Annotated in this window: 16 protein-coding genes; 3 read left to right on the top strand and 13 right to left on the bottom strand. The window is 39.4% G+C overall.

The window, feature by feature from the left end:
* Window positions 1-85: 85 nt before the first annotated feature.
* The 6 genes from C511_RS0112740 to C511_RS16875 all read right to left on the bottom strand — a co-directional run bounded on the left by C511_RS0112740 (window position 86) and on the right by C511_RS16875 (window position 6,986).
* Complete coding sequence (locus tag C511_RS0112740) at window positions 86-1,339, bottom strand: phosphorylase family protein (RefSeq protein WP_024997357.1); 1,254 nt, start codon at window positions 1,337-1,339, stop codon at window positions 86-88.
* Window positions 1,336-1,791, bottom strand: a complete 456-nt coding sequence (locus tag C511_RS0112735; RefSeq protein WP_027318231.1) for a hypothetical protein — start codon at window positions 1,789-1,791, stop codon at window positions 1,336-1,338. The genes C511_RS0112740 and C511_RS0112735 overlap by 4 nt, the downstream gene beginning before the upstream one ends.
* Entirely contained in the window at window positions 1,788-5,246 is a 3,459-nt protein-coding gene (locus C511_RS0112730) for a hypothetical protein (RefSeq protein WP_024997359.1), read from the bottom strand. Before C511_RS0112730 ends, C511_RS0112735 begins: the two co-directional genes overlap by 4 nt.
* Window positions 5,247-5,671: 425 nt before the next feature.
* The gene (locus tag C511_RS0112725) at window positions 5,672-6,121 is read right to left on the bottom strand and encodes an N-acetylmuramoyl-L-alanine amidase (protein ID WP_024997360.1); all 450 of its coding nucleotides are present in this window, start codon (window positions 6,119-6,121) and stop codon (window positions 5,672-5,674) included.
* Window positions 6,122-6,126: 5 nt separating this feature from the next.
* Complete coding sequence (locus C511_RS0112720) at window positions 6,127-6,399, bottom strand: hypothetical protein (RefSeq protein ID WP_034782462.1); 273 nt, start codon at window positions 6,397-6,399, stop codon at window positions 6,127-6,129.
* A 98-nt stretch (window positions 6,400-6,497) separates the two neighbouring features.
* Window positions 6,498-6,986, bottom strand: coding sequence for an HU family DNA-binding protein (locus C511_RS16875; RefSeq protein WP_024995515.1), 489 nt, complete (start codon window positions 6,984-6,986; stop codon window positions 6,498-6,500).
* 241 nt (window positions 6,987-7,227) lie between these two features.
* On the opposite strand from C511_RS16875, the gene C511_RS0112705 reads away from it, so the two are divergent.
* Window positions 7,228-7,455, top strand: a complete 228-nt coding sequence (locus tag C511_RS0112705; protein WP_027317654.1) for a DUF4248 domain-containing protein — start codon at window positions 7,228-7,230, stop codon at window positions 7,453-7,455.
* Between the two features lie 124 nt (window positions 7,456-7,579).
* On the opposite strand, the gene C511_RS0112700 is transcribed toward C511_RS0112705, so the two are convergent.
* Window positions 7,580-7,861 (bottom strand): hypothetical protein, encoded by a 282-nt coding sequence (locus tag C511_RS0112700; protein WP_024997363.1) that lies wholly within the window; start codon window positions 7,859-7,861, stop codon window positions 7,580-7,582.
* 769 nt (window positions 7,862-8,630) lie between these two features.
* Between C511_RS0112700 and C511_RS0112695 the strand changes: the two genes are divergently transcribed.
* Together C511_RS0112695 and C511_RS17975 are read left to right on the top strand one after the other, a co-directional pair.
* Window positions 8,631-9,089: a GNAT family N-acetyltransferase gene (locus tag C511_RS0112695; protein ID WP_027318229.1), complete on the top strand. Its 459-nt coding sequence runs from the start codon at window positions 8,631-8,633 to the stop codon at window positions 9,087-9,089.
* Window positions 9,065-9,244 carry a hypothetical protein gene (locus C511_RS17975; protein ID WP_148297744.1) on the top strand — a complete coding sequence of 60 codons (180 nt, stop codon included), beginning with the start codon at window positions 9,065-9,067 and terminating at the stop codon, window positions 9,242-9,244. Before C511_RS0112695 ends, C511_RS17975 begins: the two co-directional genes overlap by 25 nt.
* 11 nt (window positions 9,245-9,255) lie before the next feature.
* On the opposite strand, the gene C511_RS16870 is transcribed toward C511_RS17975, so the two are convergent.
* The 6 genes from C511_RS16870 to C511_RS0112660 form a co-directional block, all read right to left on the bottom strand.
* Window positions 9,256-9,804: a DinB family protein gene (locus C511_RS16870; RefSeq protein WP_211227697.1), complete on the bottom strand. Its 549-nt coding sequence runs from the start codon at window positions 9,802-9,804 to the stop codon at window positions 9,256-9,258.
* Window positions 9,805-10,442: 638 nt separating this feature from the next.
* Window positions 10,443-10,943 (bottom strand): GNAT family N-acetyltransferase, encoded by a 501-nt coding sequence (locus C511_RS0112680; protein ID WP_024997026.1) that lies wholly within the window; start codon window positions 10,941-10,943, stop codon window positions 10,443-10,445.
* 118 nt (window positions 10,944-11,061) lie between these two features.
* On the bottom strand, window positions 11,062-11,436 hold the full coding sequence (locus tag C511_RS0112675; RefSeq protein ID WP_024997025.1) for a heavy-metal-associated domain-containing protein: 375 nt from the start codon (window positions 11,434-11,436) through the stop codon (window positions 11,062-11,064).
* Between the two features lie 26 nt (window positions 11,437-11,462).
* Window positions 11,463-13,046: an efflux RND transporter periplasmic adaptor subunit gene (locus C511_RS0112670; protein ID WP_024997024.1), complete on the bottom strand. Its 1,584-nt coding sequence runs from the start codon at window positions 13,044-13,046 to the stop codon at window positions 11,463-11,465.
* A gap of 4 nt (window positions 13,047-13,050) precedes the next feature.
* Complete coding sequence (locus tag C511_RS0112665; RefSeq protein ID WP_024997023.1) at window positions 13,051-14,526, bottom strand: TolC family protein; 1,476 nt, start codon at window positions 14,524-14,526, stop codon at window positions 13,051-13,053.
* On the bottom strand, window positions 14,516-18,355 hold the full coding sequence (locus tag C511_RS0112660; protein WP_027318228.1) for an efflux RND transporter permease subunit: 3,840 nt from the start codon (window positions 18,353-18,355) through the stop codon (window positions 14,516-14,518). Before C511_RS0112660 ends, C511_RS0112665 begins: the two co-directional genes overlap by 11 nt.
* Between the last annotated feature and the right edge of the window lie 92 nt (window positions 18,356-18,447).

The following is an 18,447-nucleotide window of genomic DNA, read 5'->3' as shown; positions in this document are numbered from 1 at the left end:
TAGTCAATCCACTTCTTTTGCTCTTCCGATTGGAAGTGCTCCTCCATCATTTGAAACAATTAACAACACAAACGATATGCATATGCTACATATACTCTTTAATAAACATATGAAGTAAAGTTGCGCTTGTAAAAGAGCAGGTATCATGATACCCGTCAGATTTTTGAGGATTGGCAAAATCGCCTATACCTTTAAGCCATAAAGCATCCTTTTTGACACGTTTCGTTAAGAGGTGCGAAGTCAAATATAAACCATAACCTTCCATATCAAGACCTTCTAATTTTCTATTATCTCTTTTTATTTGATTTACAAAATCATTGGATGTCACTACAAAAGGACCACAACATGTTGCTGATACTTGTATTGCATAATTATCCCTGCTATTAACTTTCAGATTAGCCCGTTCCACTTTAGCATTAAGTGTAGCCCGCGTTTCTGGTTTTGAGGCATACTCCTGAATTTTAGTTACTAACTCAGTAGAAGCTTCTACTTGATGAATCTCCTTTAGGAGCTCAACCGTATTAGCTGGATCATCTATCAATTTTCCATTAGCATAATCTTCTATGGATTTTGCTACCATTACGTCTCCAAGTGCCAAGTCTTTTGACGGAAAACCAGCAGAAAAACCTGTCATAAAAACAGATTGAACCTTAAATAAGTTGTACATAGTCGTAGCAAGCACCGCTGTAGGCACAACACCAGGACGACCTGCTGTAGCAGCTATAACTCGCACAACATTATTTGACGCAGTCGTAATCTCAATCGTTTTAAAACGATATGGATAATCTTCAATTTCAAAATTACGCCATTTTGTATCACCACCAAACGCATCAAGCATTTGATTATATTCTTCTTGCAAAGCACAAATTAATCCAATATCAAATTTATTATTATCATTTATAGTTTTCAATATTGCTTCTTTAATTCGTATAGCATAATCTACTTTTTCCTTTACTTGTTGAATCCAATCACTCGAACCTTGCTTACATAAAATAACGCTAAACAACAACCTCTCAAACTCACCTTTTTTAGTCTCATACGCATTAATATTCTCGGTAAGACCAATTATTTGAATTGGTGTTTTCATTGCAGCACTCCCTTTAAGCTCTGAAATAAAATTCAACCCACCTTTAGGATCTGGATCTTCATTAGAAAACAATGGCAATACTAAATCCAATAAAAGCAAATCATAGACCTTTTCTGTTAGTTTCCTTCTACCACTTGCAATACTATCTGCAGACTCAATATTTTCTAATGGAAGATTGCACCCATCAACCAAGATCTTTTTTATAAGTTTGACCTTTTCTTCTCGATCATCAATAATTAATACATTTATCATTTTATTTCTATCATTTTATGAATATAATCGCTTAACTGCTTCCTCCAATCACTTTTTTGAAACGAGAAAAAAATATACCCATCATAATTCTCAGGACTATCTTCTCTTAGTTCTTTATCTAGCTCTTGTATACTTTTACCATCAAAGCTCTCATACATAGTCATAACTTTTACTTTAACTGGAATATCCCTTAAGTACATCCCATCAAGAATCATTTTTCCAGCAAGCGCTTCTGGAATACCACCATTCTCTTCTACCCCAGCATCATAAGTTGACATTGATACATCAAGCAAAACCACAAAATATTTATTATAATTCCGATATATCTCCTCAATTGCAGTATGATAAGAACTTCTTTCTTCTATCTCTATTTCAGGAAATTCAAGTTTCAATAAACTTTTAATATTATCTGCTTTTTGTGGCAAATCTTCTACTAATAATATCTTTTTCATGCGAGCAAATCTTTTAATTCTATGTTGACATCAATAAGGCATTTATTATTTTCAGCTTTTATAAGCACTTCATTTGACTCACAAGCAAGATCATATTTAATAATTTTTTTCACCTTAATAAGCCCACTCTTCCCTTCCATTTGTAATCGACTATATGAGGTTAGCATCTCTTTAAATTTTTGATTAAGACTATCCTCTGAATCCAAAATATCATTCTCAAAATGAAGATGAGCTATCGTACCATCAACTCTACATGATATCTTAAAATTACGAATCTTGGTTGGTCGGCTATAACTAAACATATTATTATAAAAAATCGTCAAGATATCTGATATATGAATAAAGTAAGCAGCTTTTAATTTCACGCTAATCTCTTCAGATGTCTCATGATTTAATTCATATTTAATATTTGGAAACATTTTAGCTGTTATATTCCAAACTATATCCATTTGCTTTACTAAATAGAAATCATCAAATTTAGCATCTTGGATGTAAAACCATTTTTCAATTCGAATCAGTTTCTGACGAATATCCGCACGAGCATCATTTACAGCCCTACTCAAATCGCAATAAAAATGCTTTGAGTTAAATCTTTGTATATCATTATAAAGTTGGTCTACTAACTGATTAAATTCAATTGTTAAATTTTCAGACACTTCACGACGGATTTTTATTAAGTTTGCATCAGTCACTTTAAATAAAAAATTCATAACATTTTTACAGAATTCTTCATAACTTTGAGCATCGTTAGCATTGACTACGGCAAAGCATTTTTCATCAGGAGTAAATAAATATTTAAAAAAGCCAGAATCTTCCTCTCTACATCTTATTTGTAGAACATTTTTCTTAAATTCTGAGATTAGAAAATTGACACCATGTGAGAAGCGTTCAAGAATCTTCATAAGTTCCGACTGATCACCGGACGACAGTGCATAAGTCGTTTGCCAAAAATGAGTAGGAACATAAGTATCATGTTGAGTTGAAAGCACTAAATTAAGTCTATCAAAACCTGAGCGCAATTCACCTTCTAGCACTCCATGTCGGATTCGTGTACTCAAGTATGTCTTTAAACCAAACTTACTCAAAAGAAATTTATCACATATCGCATCAAATAATTGACACGCAACATCAATAAAAGCTTTATTAGTAAATCTTACAGTATATTTTATTTTAGGGAAATCGTCATCACAACTGGAAGAGTTAGCTGTATTTACAACTAAAATAGGTTTATTATCCTTCGATAATTCAAATTGATATCTATATTGATTGTATAGTCCTTCCTGATCCTTCAATTCATACTTTATAATAGAGAGGTCATTTGCAAATATTCTACTTTCATCAATTTTTTTTATATTTTGATACACAATCATAGCATCAAGTATTTCTTGATTCAGCGTAACATACAATTCTCTATTATTTGTATCCATTGACATCAAATATTGAGAAATAATTTGCTGTTCCTCTAATTTTTGCTTAGTACTTTCTACGTATACCATATGACGTAGTATATCCTCCGTAGCCAATAAGTAGAAAAAAAGTTCTACTTTATCCCTATTTATTTCATCAGCAAATACATTTATCAATTCTGAAACCTTTTCGACATCTTTATAAGCGCAAAATCGTTCCAGCACACAGCTCTTATGTTCGTCAGCTTTTGCTTTAATAAAAACGAAAAGTAATAAATCAAGTGAGTTTCTAACTCCTTTACGATACTTTTCTCTGTAAAGCTGATCCACAAACCTTGTGGTATCAACCTTCGCAACATAGACTTTACCTTTCATGAATTGTTCAATATAAAACACAATTGCAGCTTGCTTTTCTTCTATTCCCATATAGCATTGATATATATAATCTATGGCTGTTTGAGCAATAGGCAAGCATTCTTTATATTTTTCAAGTATATCTTTCCATTCTTCCAATGCCTTAATATAATCTTCATTATTAAAAGAAATCTTTGCATTATCTTGATCCTTGATATATGAAACTATATTAAGAGCAGTATTTATTTTTTTTTCTATTCTACCCTTCTGATATTCACAAACAATAGAATTACCACCTATATATTTTTCCCCTTCATCAATATAATGGAGTCTACTATCCTTGTCATTAATAACTGATGAAAAAAGAGGATCAAATGTATATGTAAACAAAAACTTCAAACTCCTGTAACAAGGCTCATTTTGCTCTTCTTTAATGTAGTTGTCAAGACCACAAGCAAGAGAAAGCCCATAAATATTCTTATTTATATTATACAATTTAAACAAAAATTCATCGTTCAATTTTTCGCTCATTGTTTTAAACACAAGCGAGGTTATTTGGTTAAGCAATGAATCCTTATCAGCTACTATTGGAACATAACCATTGTCAAGAGCAACAAGAGTCCGACAATATATTTTTACAATATCAAAATTAGACGAGTTTTTTTTGACATATTCACGAATATTTAAAACAACATCTTTATATACGCCTTTGTAATATAAGTCCAAAATATTAATAAAACCAACATCATAATAAGACTGATCTAAAAGATCTGTTTGAACATAAGCAACCAAAGGCGTAAGTGCTATATCTTGAGTCTGACGATAGAGTCTAGTACCCCAAAATGAATAAAGTGTTCTATCTGTATTATTTTCAGTTTTTGCAAATTCCGTTTTTAAAATAGTAAGAAGAAGATTGTATCGATCTACTAGCGAATTGGTAGCCTCCATAATCATTGTAACAGACAAATCTTCTACTTCTAGATTATTGTAATAATTCAATCTAAAAAGGTAATAGTTATATCTGTCCTGCTGAAAATCATTTCTATTCATTTTAAAACGAGAAGTCAAATCAGCATCAAAAGATATTGCTGAATACGAAGGAATACTCCTTTTCGCCAAATAATGCAACAAAAACGGAACAAATCCTGTTTTAGCCGTTTTTTTCGCCTCATTAACTTCACTTAGTAGTCCATATATATCTCTTTCTTTACCAAGTCGGCTGTATATCAAACATTTTGTCTCATAGTACCAAATTGAAAGTCCAATTTTTTTTGTCAACTCTTCTAAAATCTCCATCGCTTCATTGTATTTACCTAAAAGTATAAGATGTTCGATTTTACTGCGAGAATGAGCATATATTTTCAGTTCTTTTTTGTATCGGACAATTTGAATATATAGCCATGAAATTTCGTTAATCAAATGCATTGGTTTAAAAAAATATCCATTTCCATCTCCCAGCTCTTGAATATTTCTTGGAAATAAATTACCCATTATTATTTTTTCATAAACAGGCATTTTACTATACAAATCTGACAACGAAGCCGACAAAGTATTTGCATCAAATTTATTTTTTAAATTTGCTACAACTTTAGAACATTCTTTCTTATCAAGGCGAGTATTAAGTATTTCTTGTACAATATAGTGTAGATATTCGACTTGTATTTTATTTTTTCTTTTTTTCTTTAAATAAGCCATTTTATTAGATTTTTTCGTTGAGATTAATTTTATTCGAAAAACAAACGTATATCTACTTAATCATCATGGTTCTTGTAGCAGTAGGTTATTATATTACATAATATTATAATACCATTATGTGTGTTTTTCAAAATAGTCAGCCACAAAGTTAATATTTTAATCTTATGCATTATTGCAATTTATCATATTTTTCAAATAAAAAAGTAGATAATTAAACCCTTTTTCTTTATTTGTCCCTATATAATCTACAACCAAGAACTAGAAAACAAATATTCTATTCAAAATATATTTTTAATAAAAGCAATATACCTGATATACCGCACAATAAGCAAAAAGCAACCCATAAAGCGAACCGTTTCATTCCGTAACGATAACCGCTTTACAGGCTGCTCCCAAATAGCTTATGAATTACGTGTAGTTAGAAATTATTCTTTAGCCAAAACCTCGCTCCCCTCAAAACAAGGGCACTGCTTCACCCACTCCTCCGGTTCAACTTCACCGTTGTGGTTCAGGTCCGGACTTAAATCCCGATGGCCGCATACCCGGCTGAGCGGATAGTCAAGCAACAACGTGCGCACCAACACCCGCAGCGAATGCTTCTGATGACAGGTTCGCGTGTCTTTGGGCATACCCCGGCTGTCGAGCCCGCCCTCGTAACAGATGCCGATGCTGTTGGCATTGTAACCCCGTGCATGCGCACCTACTTGCTCCAGCGGACGGGTGGTGATTATCTTGCCGTCCTTGCGAACGTAAAAGTGATAACCCGCACCCTTGAAGCCCCGACGACGGTGATCCGTCGCCAGATCATGCTCGGAATAGGTGCGGTCTTCCCGCGTGGCCGAACAGTGAATCACAATCAGGTCAATGTGTCTCATACCGCCTACATTCTGGATGAACACTCCTTGGCTGCACACTGCTGCGCCAGCGCTGCCGCCAGCTGCGTTTTCAAGGCGAATAGCTCGGTGTGCATTTCACGAACCTTTTCACTGGTCTCAAAGTAATCTTTGAGCACCTTCTCCAGCTGAGCCACCAGGAACTCGTACTGCCCCTTGATGAGGTCGCTAAACTCCTTGCTGTCCTTTTTATTCGTTTTTACGAAAAACGGAAGAATCACCTTGGTACACTCCAAAACTTTCAAAATAATGGTTTTCATATTCAATTATCCTTATAGATTAAACAAAATTCGTATATTCTTAAATACTGACAATCAAGTAACGGACGTTTGCACATCCGTTACTTTTGGTTAACAAATTATCCATTAGGATCATCATCATCACCCGTATTGCCTCCGGTGTTTCCTCCGGTATTGCCACCCGTATTCTCACCCGGCAACTCATTCTCGGCTACCACCTTGCCCACTGTCTTCTTCTTGAAGGTCAGCGTCTTGATCATCTCGGTGAGGTCAATGCCGGGGCGGAAAATGATGTGTGCGCCCTTCACCTGATTGGCACTGAAATCATCCTTCTTTTCCACTCCCGTGCTGCTTACCCCTACCTGGAAGCTGCCGAAGTCGCCGAAGCGCACAATCTCCCCTTTGGCCAGACTCTTCATCATGCTATCGATCAGTGCGTAGAGCACTGCTGCGATATCGGCACGCATCACCGTGCAGCCTTCAGAGGCATCTTTGCACAAACTGCGGAAATTCATTTCGCCCGCCGCCTGGGCCATGGCATAAAACTTTTCGGGCTCGTTCTGCTTGGCAGGATTTTTTCGGGCCACTACTGTAACAGGTACACTCATGTTGTAATAGATTAAATGATTAATACTCTTTTCCGAAACGCGGATCTGGGCTGCTCACCAACCCTGTTTCCCGCTCCGGTACAACAAAGATACAACCTGCTAAAAAGCCTTTGTACCGTACTTTACCACCCAAACCGTGCATTGTTTTTATTTGATGAAAAGCCCTTGTTTTTCCTTGAAAAACTTGCTTTTCTGCTCGTAAATATGTAAATTTACAAGAGTAAACCAATAAGATAAACTGATGAAAGAAGACGAACCGTTCAGGGTGCGAGCCTACCACAAAGGCATCTTGGCCCATTTGTACAATCCGGGGTTGCCCGTGGAGTCGGCCATGCGCAAACTGCGTAACTGGATACGCAAAAACGAAGACTTGTATGATGCGCTTTACAGCGGCAGAGAAGGGAAAAACGACCACTATTTCACCCGTCGCCAGGTGGAGCTGATTGTGGAACATTTAGGGGAACCGTAAACGGCTCCCCTTTTTTGTGATGTAATACATCCCTTTTCTTTAAACGCTCGCTAAGGTTGTTTTAAGTCCCGCTGTGCCACTTTACTCATTTTTCGCAATCTGTTTACTGTTTCTCTGCATCCATTCAATAGGCGGCACGTAATCGCCGATACACGTTATGCTGGGGTTGTGACCGAAATATACGTTGCCTAGATCCTTTGCTAAGAACCGATTCACCCCTTCTGTAGAACACCTTTTGCCCTTTGATCTCGAGGATCTCGTCTTTGTAGTTGACCTTGATGAACATGGCGAAGAACGCCTCCCGCTCGGTGAGCGGCTTGTCGCTGAGCTTTTTAATCACTTCGAGCAACTCTTCCTGAAAAAGCAGATAATCCTTGGCAGGCTCTTTACCGTCGATAGAATCCATAAATAGAGATTTTAAATGTGTTAAGGGCTCAATCAGGCTGTACAAGCGGGTTTCCGCACGCCTAATTTTGTTGAAATAAATAACCAAAAATTATTCACCTCACTTTTCACCCCTAGAAATATGCTTTTAATTGATTGAAAATCAGCGGATTGCAGATGTAACAAAAAATCGTTTTCACCTCACTTTTCACCCCAATATATTAATATTATATTAAAAATATAGATAAGAAGATTCGGGTTGAGTTTTGGTTGAGTCGACAAATCGCACTGTAATGATTTCTCTTACGAATCAATGTACCGCCAATCGCTGATGGCAATCAGGGCGTTTTTGAGATATGGGTGAGATGCTTTTTGAAGCTTAACAGATGGACGGTCTGAAATAGTTTTAGAGTCCGTTTTTCTTAGAGTCGTGCACGACATTTTATAAATTAACAATAATGCTTTTCCTTTTTATTAATGCAGACTTAAATATAATAATTGACATAATAGCTATAAATTAAATTTATTTTATCAAGAAAAAATATTGCAATACTGATATTTTATAAAAAACAATTATTTTACACATCATATATATAATGCGTTATTTATGTGTTATATAATTACCATTAATATTTTATTGTTCGCCTGCGATTTTTATTTCTACGCCTAGGATTTTAAAAAGTTGGCGTAGGATTTTTAATTGTTGGGGAGGAAATTAAGGAGAGAAATTTGGTAGAAAACAACGGGAAAAAGAAGTATCTTTATCGCATATAACTATAATCTATGAATAGATGAATGTAATAACGACAAAACGGACTCAAGGTGAAAACAAAGACTTCAACCATTCGATAGCTCAGCTCGATAATGACTTAAATAAGCGATACCAAAGGGAGCAATCAGAATATGACAAGTTCAACAAGGTTGATTCCATAGCCACTGTAATTGTAGCCTTCGACGGGGACAAGCCTGTGGGGTGTGGCTGTTTCAAAGAGTATGACAGTGACACGGTTGAAATGAAACGCATATTCGTCGCACCTGATTACAGGGGACGGAAGATTTCAAAACAGGTACTGGGCGAGTTGGAAGCTTGGGCGAAGGAACAGGGCTACTCAAAAGCTGTACTTGAAACAGGATCTGGACAGCCGGAAGCCATAGGACTCTACGCCCGATGCGGATACGAAAGAATAGAGAACTACGGTCAGTATAAAGATTTCCCAAATAGTTTGTGCTTCGAAAAGAAATTGCGTTGAACGATGGCTCTGCCTTACGCCCATTGGTGGTTGACCATAACATCATTACCTCTACCGGACCGGCAACCGCTCTCGACGTGGCCTTTAAATTACTTGAACTGCTAACCGATGTGGAGAATATCGATGAAGTGAAACGAAATATGCGGTTTGTATAAATCGCACGAACCTATTTCTTGCGCCTCTTTGCCTCCATTGACTCATTGAGATGAACCAGTTGATGTCTCAGGCAGGGCATGAGTATGATGCCCGCCACATCTTTCTTGCCCCAAAAATCAATCAGCCAGTTGGCCGACGGCACATCGTCAACAGCCTGTTCGTTTAATATCCGCTGGAGATTTGCCTGATGTACGTCGCGTTTCATATCCTCCGGTTTTAAACGACGAATAATATTTTCGCTCTGTCGCGCAACCGCCATTCTGTAGACACGCAGCTCATTGATGTCAATACGTTCCGAGAAACGAAGTATCTCTTTTTTATCAAGTGAGTTGCCTGTATGCTTCACCGATGCGTTTATTCGGGCAGCCCAATTCTCCTTCTCAAAGATCTGATCATCGGCAGCAACAAGTAGATTCATGGTGATATCTTCTATGCGGGTGGCGTGCCAAATGCCGTACACTACCGTTCGCCCTTTTGTATTGACGGCTTTTCGTGCTGTTTCCTCACTTAGATCTTCCCATAACTCGTCTTCAAAGGTACGCTGGTTGGTACCAGACATTTCTGATGTGTAAACCATTTCATGCAACTGGAGTGCCAATGTTTTCGCTTCGTCAATAAATAATTCTTTTCTGATGATGGAACGCAATTATTTCAACTTGCTTCCCCATGTTTGCTTATCCATATTGAACGTCTTTTTTCTTCGTGCAAATTTACCGTTTTTAAATTAAGTAATTGAAAAGGTGTCGGTAACCATATCAGACTATGAAAATAAAGCAGAATTCAATGAAGCAGATATAGCAGATAGAACAAAACAATTAGCTCAGTATGCATATAGCTCAGTATGGGTAATATGATATATAAGTAAAACAATCAAGAAGTTAAATAATTCCCTTAATAACTTTGATATGGCTAACGACAATAATAAATAACCAATACAACTCCCTGAATAAAAATAAAAATATATCAGCTATAACCACTAACAGTAAATTATAGCTGATATTTATGTCCAAAAATAAGCTTCATAATTTGAGTGCATTTGTGCTTATAATCAATACTTATAAGCTGCTTATTCTTCAGAAATTCAAATTCCTAAATTCTATTATAGAATTTCATAACAATATTAATATAATGGTCATTAAGTTAACGACCATTACATTAAGAGATATAACTCTTGTACAGCCCATAAATCTTCACTTCTTAACACTCATCTTTAAACATCACATAAACCAACTCGTCCATAAACTCACCGTTTTTGTACAAAGCCTTTTTATGTCGCGCCTCGCATGTGAAGCCAGCTTTCTCCAATACCCGCTGCGAGGCTCGATTGGTTGAGAACGGACGTGCGTATATGCGCACAATATCAAAGGTTTTAAAACCATACTCCACTATTTCGCCTATCGCTTGGGGGACTATGCCATTTCCCCAAAAGGGTTCTGCCAGCCAATAGCCTAGTTCGGCACTTTTTTGATGAATATCAGTCTGCGGGAACAGACCGATAGAGCCAACCACCTCTCCGTCAACATCAATGGCAAAAATACCAGGATGGTTTATTGCCAGTGATAAATAGTCCTTGCCATTTTCTTCTGTATAGGGATGTGGAAACATATTAGTTAGAAACTTGGCAATGTTATAGTTATTGGCATATTTCACCAAGCTTGCTAAATCGGACTCTTTGAATTTTCGCAATATAAATTTCATTTCGGATATTCTCATAGTTGGTTTTTAATATTTCACAAATATAGCAAAGTCTTTAATGTCCTGTATATTTTAATCGCAGCTGCCGGCTTTTTTTCCGCCGGCAGCTGCGATATCTTTCTTACTTCTTGTATTTACAACATCCGGGTAAGGCTTTATAAACCTCTGGTATAGCCTTGTCCTTCTCGGTATCATGGCCTACCTTAGCTATTGCTTTACTGATAGCCGACAGGTTGGTTACCGAAGCATTATAATTCACATGAAGCTTCTGATCCTTGGCCTCCCACATGGCAGACGACACACCTTTGACTCCCAACGCCGCTTTCTCAATACGTGCTTTACACATGTCACAGTTGCCCTGCACACCAAGCATGGCATGGGTTGAAGAGGTTTTAGCCTTTTGTGTAGTGGTGGCATGATGGCCAACATGGGATTGTGCATTAACAACCACTGAAGAGAAGGCAACAATAGTTAACATCAAAAATACTTTCTTCATAATTTGTAATTTTTAAATTATTAATATTATTTGGTTCTGTATTTACAACATTCGGGCAAGGCATCGTACACCTTTTGCGAAGCTTTGTCTTTCTCGGTATCATGGCCTACCTTGGCTATCGCTTTGCTGATGACCGGCAGGTTGGTTACCGAAGCATTGAAGTCTAAATGAAGTTTCTTTGCTGTAGCATCCCACATGGCAGACGATACACCTTTGACTCCCAACGCTGCTTTCTCAATGCGCTCTTTACACATGTTACAGTTGCCCTGCACGCCAAGCATGGCATGGGTTGAAGAGGCTTTCGCCGATTGCATCTGATGTCCTTCATGTCCGGTCATGACATGTGTTGAGCGGTCATTCATCATGCTACGTTTGCCTTCAAGTTGTGCCGACGCATCAATGGCAAAGGCTCCGTTAGTAACGATGGTTTCACCGTCATTAAGTCCACTCAATACAACATAAGAATCTCCTAACGAGGGACCAAGTTCTACCTCCCTGAGTTGATAAACAGGTGTGTCATAATCGGAAAGAGCTACATAAACAATAGATCGTTTACCCGTCCATAAAACTGCACTTTGCGGAATCACAATCTGATTATTGTATTGCTGCAAACGGGCATTAACTTTGGCTGTGGCATACATCTCAGGCTTTATGCGTAAATCGGGATTCGAGACTTCCACGCGGATTTTAGCCGTACGGGTGGTTTTATCCAAAATGGGGTCAATGAAAGAAATAATGCCGTTGAACGTTTTACCGGGTATTGCTTGCAACGTAAAACTCAGTTTATCACCCTTACGCAGAAAAGCAAGATCGGCTTCGTAGGCTTCAAACATAGCCCATACTTTAGACAGATTCGCCACATCAAACAGTACACCACCTTGAGGAACGTAATCACCTTCGCTCACTCGTTTGGCGGTAACAATTCCGCTGGTATTTGCTTTTATATCTACGGTAGAAGAAACAATACCTCTCGATTGAATAGTGGCTATTTGCGCATCAGTTAGCTTCCACAATTTCAATTTATCACGTGCGGCTGCCACCAGTTGTGGTTGGGCGGGCGTCATCTTCAAAGCTTCGAGCAACTCTTGTTGCGCAGCAAAAAGTTCGGGTGAATAAACAGAAGCTAACGTTTGTCCTCGCTGAACAGTTTCACCTGTAAAGTCAACATAGAGTCGCTCAATACGACCTGACACATGAGCGGCCTGCGATTGCAGACTACGTTCATCGGGAGCAATTACTCCATAAAGTAACATTTCTTTAACGGGGTTTTTACGGTTGACTACAGAAGTCTGTATATTTGCCAATGCAGTAGCTTCTTCGGACATCTGCATGGCTCCTTCCGGAATGTCACTCGAACCTCCTCCAGAGCGTAACGGTATCAGGTCCATACCACAAATGGGGCATTTACCCGGCTCCTCCTTACGTATCTGAGGATGCATGGAGCAGGTCCATAGCTGCTTCTTTGCATCAGCAATATGGTTGTGCTCTGCTTTACTACTGCTCGGAACTTCCGAAGTACCGAAAATTATCCAGCCGACAAATAACCCTGCCAAAACGAGCAGAATGGCTTGTATTGTTCTGTTCTTGAAAAGTTTCATATTTTTTTTCATCTTTTTATTCTGTTTGAGTATCCGACAATAAATTCTCTATCATTGCTATGACCGTGTTATAGGTAGCAACTGCCTCACTGCGTTTAAGTTTATAGTCGAGTAACTGACGTTCAACATCGAGTACATTGGCGATGGAGCCAATTCCGGCGGCAAACTCATTCACAGCCAATTGGTAAGTAACAAGTGCCAATTGTCGCTGTTGCTCGTAGAGAGTTATCTTGCGCTGTGCATTGGCCAACTGCTCACGAACGGAAAGGTATTCTGCTGTAAGATCATTGAGTGCGCTTTGGTATTTATCTGCTGCCGCCTCACGCATCAGCCGACTTTCGTTCTGTTGTGCCCGATATTTATTACGATACAAAGGGATAGTGAGCGAAAGCATAGGCATCAGCATGTCTTTGCCATTCATATCTGTGGTAGGAATTCCCATAGCCATGCGCTTGCTGATAACGGAATACTGTAAACCAATACCTATCATGGGTAACCCCATGCGCTTATCCATGCGCAGCTTGGCCTCGTAAGCAGCAGCTTCGGCTGTAGCCATACTTAACATGGGATTCTGACGGCGAATTGCTTCGAGCATAGAACTGTTATCAACGGAAAATGCAAGTTGTGTAATTGTATCGGGAAGTACAATCACTTCATCTGCCGAACGATTCAGCAGTGTGTTGAACTTTGCTGTTGCAGACGTTATTTGAGACAATATTGCCTGCTCTTCATTGAGAAGTTCATTCAGTTCCATATCGATACGAAGCACATTAGACATGCCACCCTGAGAACCGGCAGTCATACCACTGCTTCCCGGCATTTTTCCCATACCCGATGATGTTTGTGCGCCTGACGACGATGGATTTGCCATGACACCTGTTGCACCGGTAGTAGCCATGCCTCCCATTTCACTACTCATTCCTCCAGCCGGAGGGAGCGATGTGGTTGCTGACATATTCCGTGCGGCTCCTCCACTGTTGCTTACACCCTGGGTCAACGGGGATGCAAATCGTTGCAAAGCAAGGGTTTTCAAAGACGTAAGCAACACTTTGTTCTCGCCTATATTCGTCAATTGTTGCTGTAAATTTTGCAATCCCCACCAGGCACTTTTCACATCAAAGAACAGATTTTCTCTTTTTTGACGAAACTGCTCGTAAGACATACGTGCCATTTCAGCCATCTCACTTCGTGCTGCACGTCGAGTACCGAACCAGGGAAACATCTGCATCAATTTAAAATCAGCCACTTGCTTACCGTCTATAATTTCCATGGGTTTCAAAAAGAAACCCATCTCTAGTTGCGGGTCGGGGATAGCTCCTGCCTGAGGTATCTTTTCGAGACTAGCCCGATAATTGAGAAATTCTACCCGCAAAGCTGGATTATTCTCCGCTGCCACCGTTAAGTAGTGCATCAGCGAATCAGCCTGAGCAAATACTTGCTTCTCTGCCGCTATGTATATTATGAATAACATAAAGAGGATACTACGCTTCATTTGTTTCTTCGTTTTGAGGTTCTACATTCTTTTTAAATTCTCTCCGGATGACCCGCTCGCGCCACATGCATTGAAATACGGGAACTACGAACATTGTCATTGACTGAATAAGCATACCGCCAAAGGTAGGAATAGCCATAGGCACCATAATCTCGGCACCTTTCCCTGTTGAGGTAAGCACCGGCAACAAGGCAATGAGCGTGGTGGCAGTAGTCATGGCTGCCGGACGGACACGTTTGAGCCCGGCGTAAATTACTGCCTCGCGAATATCTTCTTTCGTTTGCGGATTACGCTTAAGAAATACGTCGTGAATGTATGATCCCATCAGTACTCCATCATCTGTGGCTACACCAAAGAGAGCTATAAATCCGACCCATACAGCTACACTTAGATTAATAGAATGCATTTGAAACAGTTCACGCATGTTCACTCCGGAAAATGAGAAGTTCATAAACCAATCCTGTCCGTAAAGCCACAACATGATGAAACCACCGGAAAAGGCGACAAAGACTCCGGAGAAATGAATGATGGAAGCCGTCAACGTACGGAACTGAAAGTAAAGAATAAGCAGCACTAACAATAATACCAAGGGAATGATCAACATTAACCGCTGTGTAGCCCGTTCTTGTTGCTCATAATTACCGGCAAATTGATAACTTACCCCCTTAGGAAGCAGCAATGTGCCATTTTGTATTTTTTGAGCCAGTATTTGTTGCGCATCCTTCACCACGTCGACTTCAGCGCGTCCTTGCAACTTATCAAAAATAACATAACCCATCAAAAATGTATTCTCACTCTGAATCATTTGTGCTCCTTTTGAATAATGTATCTCGGCTACCTCACCCAACGGTATCTGTACGCCTGTTGATGTGACTACCAACAATTTAGTCAGTTCATCAGGGTTACTCCGAAGTTCGCGCGGATAGCGTAACCGTACCGGGTAACGTTCTCTGCCTTCTACTGTAGTAGTAAGCGGCATGCCTCCAACTGCTGCCGATATGACCTCCTGCAAGTCGGCAATCGTAATGCCATAACGTGCCATATTTTGCCTATTGAGTTCTATCTCAATATAGGGAGCACCTACCGCACGGTCGTAGAATACCGATGAGGGTACAATGGAAGAAATACTTTTCAAAGCCTGCTCAATATCTTTGCCTGCAGTTTCGATTGCTTCAAGATCGGGTCCGTAAATTTTAATACCCATTGGAGCACGCATACCTGTAGAGAGCATTACCAATCGAGCCTCAATAGGTTGAAGTTTAGGCGAGGAAGTGAGCCCGGGCAAGTGACTGGCATTAACAATTTGTTGCCAAATATCATTGGTGCTACGTATCTCAGGCCTCCATTGGCGAAGGTAATCACCTTTGCTATCCCGTATCAAACTGTCAACGGGTACACGTCGAAATCCATTGGCAGGCTGATAAAGACTACCGTTTTTTAAAACGAATGCTCCATCCTTGTCTACTTTGAATCGACCTCGCTGTCCGTCCTCATTTAAAGCATATTCGGAACGATAGTTGATCGTGTTTTCATACATTTGTATTGGAGCAGGATCAAGAGCAGAATTTACACGTCCCCACTTACCAACTGTTTGTTCAACTTCAGGAATATGAGAAATACGTTTATCGAGCGTACCAATCAATTCTAGGTTCTGCTCAACACCCGTGTAAGGCATACTGGTAGGCATAAGCAAGAAAGTTCCTTCATTAAGTGTAGGCATAAATTCCTGTCCCACACCAGGAAATCGCTTCACTGCTGACTGCCAAACAGCAGAAGCACGGATTTTTTGCGAGCCGAATGAGAGGAACCCAAATGTCCGATCGAATCCCAACCAAATGGTAACACCAAAAACAATAGTGGAAAATGGTATCAGCAAGAATATCGTTCGATGTGATAAACTCCAACGCAGAATACGTTCATAATAAATTACCAGCACCCATAACACCGCCAGCACCGCACCTACTGCCAATGCCACAAAAAGAATGTTAAGGAAGAATCCGCGCTCGGGACCCAAAGGTAACCATTCATCAGCCAAGAAGTGGACAGCTATAAGTAAGGTAATTGCTAAATTTATATATGTATTCATTTGTATATTTTTCCACAAATGTGATGTCAGGTTGTTAACTCCTATAACCGTTAATCCAAGAGCAATGATATTACCAAACCAGATTGCCAATATGACACCTGCAACGACCAATAACCAGTTACCGATCTGGCGCATCTTAGCTGAATGAATTTTCACAGCAAACACCAAATAGGCTATTGTAGGTAAAATAACAACACCAATCAAAAATGCAAATCCCAATACATAGGTCTTAGTATAAGCAAGAGGTGAGAAAAGTTTACCTTCCTGACCTTCCATTGCGAAAACCGGAATAAAACTAACAATGGTAGTTATCATTGCGGTGGCTATAGGTACAGAGACTTCGCACACGGAAGCGTAAATTATTTTCAACAAAGTTTTACCTCCTTGTATGTGCTTATTTTCAGGCATTTCTTTATATCGTATAATGCTCTCTACAAAAACCACACCTACATCTGCCACGACTCCAATAGCAATGGCAATGCCCGACAAAGCAACGATATTAGCACTAATGCCTGTCAACTTCATCATCATAAAGGTAGCCAATACTGCAATGGGTAGTAAGCTAGAAATAATAATAGATGCCCGTAAGTTGAAAACCAGTACAATAATGACGATAATCACAATCAATATTTCATGTGAAAGAGCGCTTTCAAGAGTTCCAATAGTTTCTTTAATGATTCCTGTACGATCATAGAACGGTACAACTGTCACTTTAGATACAGTACCGTCTGCCAATGTTTTTTGCGGTAACCCAGGCTCTATTTCTTTTATTTTAGCTTTAACGTTATCTATCACTTCCAACGGATTAGAACCAAAACGAGCTACAACAACGGCACCAACCGCTTCGACTCCTTCTTTATCCAAACCGCCTCGACGAGGTGCAGGCCCCGTGGTAACAAATGCCACATCTTTAATACGCACCGGAACGCCATTACGTGCCGCGATTACAGCCTCTTCAATATCTTTAATATTCTTGATATACCCAAGTCCGCGAATAAGATATTCCACCCGGTTTATTTCTACGGTCTCAGCCCCAATATCAATATTACTCTTCTGTATAGCACTCATTACGTCCATAATTGAAACACCGAAGGAGCGCATTGCATTTGGGCTCAGTTCTACCTGATATTCTTTAACGAAACCTCCGATAGAGGCTACTTCTGAAACTCCACGTGCTGTAGAGAGAGAGTACTTCACATAGAAATCTTGTATTGTGCGCAATTCATCCGGGTCCCAACCTCCTGTAGGTTTACCAGTCTTAGAATCGCGACCTTCAAGCGTGTACCAAAATATCTGGCCCAATGCTGTAGCATCGGGTCCTAGCGTAGGTTGTACACCTTGAGGCAGTGTTCCGGCAGGAAGCGAATTGAGTTTTTCAAGTATCCGCGATCGACTCCAATAAAACTCAATATTATCCTCAAAAACAACGTAGATGAATGACATCCCAAACATCGAAGTACTACGAATAGTTCTAACTCCTGGAATACCGAGCAATGATGTGGTAAGTGGATAAGTAATTTGTTCCTGAATATCTTTAGGCGAGCGTCCCATCCATTCGGTGGCTACAATTTGTTGGTTGTCGCCTATATCAGGAATAGCATCCACAGCAATCGGATCACGCGGGATCAAGCCTCCATGCCAATTAAAGGGGGCAGTAGCCAATCCCCCGACAACCAATACCAGCAACAAAAGTATTGTCACCAGACGATTATCTAAAAAGAATTTGATAATTTTATTCAACATATATGTGTTTTTATTTGATTTACAATGACCAAAGTAGACAGGCATTTTACTATGATCGGAATATATGCGGCTAGTATGGTTAACTATTTTCA

The sequence above is a fragment of the Bacteroides graminisolvens DSM 19988 = JCM 15093 genome (assembly GCF_000428125.1).
Lineage (GTDB): Bacteria > Bacteroidota > Bacteroidia > Bacteroidales > Bacteroidaceae > Bacteroides > Bacteroides graminisolvens.
Note: the sequence above shows the minus strand (reverse complement) of the source record. Positions and strands in the feature narration are given on the sequence as shown.